Annotated in this window: 3 protein-coding genes; 1 reads left to right on the forward strand and 2 read right to left on the reverse strand. The window is 57.9% G+C overall.

The features are described from left to right. Positions 1-88 precede the first annotated feature (88 nt). Both J6497_RS40420 and J6497_RS40425 read right to left on the reverse strand, forming a co-directional pair. Complete coding sequence (locus tag J6497_RS40420; RefSeq protein ID WP_225707800.1) at positions 89-328, reverse strand: transposase; 240 nt, start codon at positions 326-328, stop codon at positions 89-91. Between the two features lie 1128 nt (positions 329-1456). Next, the gene (locus J6497_RS40425; protein WP_225709713.1) at positions 1457-1696 is read right to left on the reverse strand and encodes a PLP-dependent aminotransferase family protein; all 240 of its coding nucleotides are present in this window, start codon (positions 1694-1696) and stop codon (positions 1457-1459) included. Positions 1697-1866: 170 nt separating this feature from the next. Here J6497_RS40425 and J6497_RS40430 point away from each other — a divergent pair. Next, positions 1867-2101, forward strand: a 235-nt coding sequence (locus J6497_RS40430) for a helix-turn-helix domain-containing protein (protein ID WP_225709660.1), incomplete at its 3' end; no start/stop codon positions are given.

Below are 2101 nucleotides of genomic sequence, written 5' to 3' on the forward strand. Positions count from 1 at the left end.
TAGACTCTCATGATCGCGCTGAAGCAATCCTCGGCGATCCGGCGCGCTCATCTTCCGGACCTCCTGGCTAAGAAATCTCGCTCGACCGTCAATTGTCTGATCTTGGCGTGGAGCTTCTCGACCTCCAGTTCGTGGGCCGCCTCGCCATCCCGACCAACGCCCGCGTCGAACGCCCGAACTCCTGAAGCTGCTTCTTCCACGCATAAATCTGGTTCACATGCACCTGGTAGCGCTGCGCCAGATCCGTCACCGTTGATTGTTCTCGCAGCGCCTCCAAGGCGATCTTTGCCTTCAGCGCTGCATCGATTTTCCGTCTCGTCTTCTTCATGGTCCGCTCCGTTTATCAAAACGGAACGGCATCCGCACCACCTAAGCCGCCGGTCCAAAATCCGGGGTCCACTTCAGCGTCTCTACGCCCAGCGTTGAACTGGACCGTTCATAGCGGCCAACCCAGAACTCGAGATAGCTTGAGCATGCCCCGTGGTGCGTGAAAAGGGGGAGTAGGGAAAGCAATCTATGGTGCTGAGATTGGTGTGGCGACTCCCGTAATCCTGTTCAACTCTGACTCGGTCGATAGAGCGGGGGGAACCCAAACAATTTGCCAACCGATTGGCATGGCGTATTGGCAGCCTCCTGAGGTGCGTAGGAAGGCCGCTTGATGAATCCACGGAAATTGGGATAGGTCGCCCACGTCCGAAAACGCGAAAAACATCAGCGGGTCTTAGAACTTTCGTCTCAACGGTGGAGAGGACTTTTTCAACCGAATCCGCCGGTGAAATCGCAGCGATAAAATCGCGATTACGCGGTGTCCGGTAGTACCAAACATGACCATTGATCGAATTCGGCGTTAGCAACAGCAACTCTCAAGATCAGGGCTTTCGAATGTTAGGAGCTAGAGGCGAGCAACCTTGACACATGCTCCCGCCGACGTTTGGTGAGATCGAAGACGCCGCGGAGCGCATAAAATCCAGACTTCGCTTGACCCCAATGCGCGAAAGCAAAAGGATGAACGAGTTCGTTGGCGGTCGGGTACTGGTGAAAGCCGAAAGCCTGCATATCACTGGTAGCTTCAAGATTCGGGGTGTATGGAATCGAGTTGTCGGGTATCCTCCGGCATCAAGCGCGATCGCGTGCAAATCTCGCCGTAAGGTCTGAATTCTTTAAGCCCAGTCGCTCCATTCCCCGGTATCGAAGAGCCGAGGTCCGGGTGACGTAGACTCAATGTCTCAACTCCCGAAATCCGTCGCTTTTCAAGACAATAAATCGCTGACCGCGCAGGCGTGAAACGGGCGAATGATTCGCGCCGATCCCAAAGGCTGTTTGGAGAGGAGTGCAGCTTGCCGGTGGCGTGCCGGCGCTTGAGGGCAAGATCATCCAAAGCGCGGTGGTCGACATGTTGAGCGTTGTCTACGAGGCCGACTTCCTCGGGTTCGGCAAACCGTGCGTTGAAGACGACCTACTTGGCGCCACAGCCGACCGTGATCTGGTCGATACCGAAATCGCGACTGAGGCTCTTGCGGATCACCTCGCGCAGCGACTTGATGCCGGGTACGGGCGTGTCTTTCGTCCACTCGTCGCGGATGGCCCGGATGCCGGCTTCGCTGATCGCGGACGGCGTGTCGAAATCCGGCTTGCCCTGACTGAGCGTGATCACATCGACGCCCTGATCACGCAGTCCGGCGGCGCGAGCCGTCATGGCCTTGGTTTCAGAAGGGCGGACGACGCTAAGCCGTTCTGCAACGAGAGACAAGATGGAATACCTACCAACCGTGAAGCACGATTTTCGCCGACGCGCTCTGTGACGCGCTAGTGTTCCGTCACTGACAGACGATTCACAAATTGGCGCAAACCTGCGAGTCTGCGCCGATGAGGAAGCTCGAGCAGATTGCGGTCAGCACAGCCGATCGCGAACGATTGGAGCGGCTGGTCCGGGACCGGAACACGCCGCAGAAGGTGGTTTGGCGAGCACGGATCGTGCTGCTGGCGAGCGATGGGTCGACGGCGGAGGCGATCGCGGCAGTGGCTGGCAAGAGCCTGCTGACAGTCCGCCGCTGGCGCCGTCGCTATGTGGCGAAAGGTGTGGACGGACTTCTGAAGGACG

It is taken from the genome of Bradyrhizobium cenepequi, assembly GCF_020329485.1.
Lineage (GTDB): Bacteria > Pseudomonadota > Alphaproteobacteria > Rhizobiales > Xanthobacteraceae > Bradyrhizobium > Bradyrhizobium cenepequi.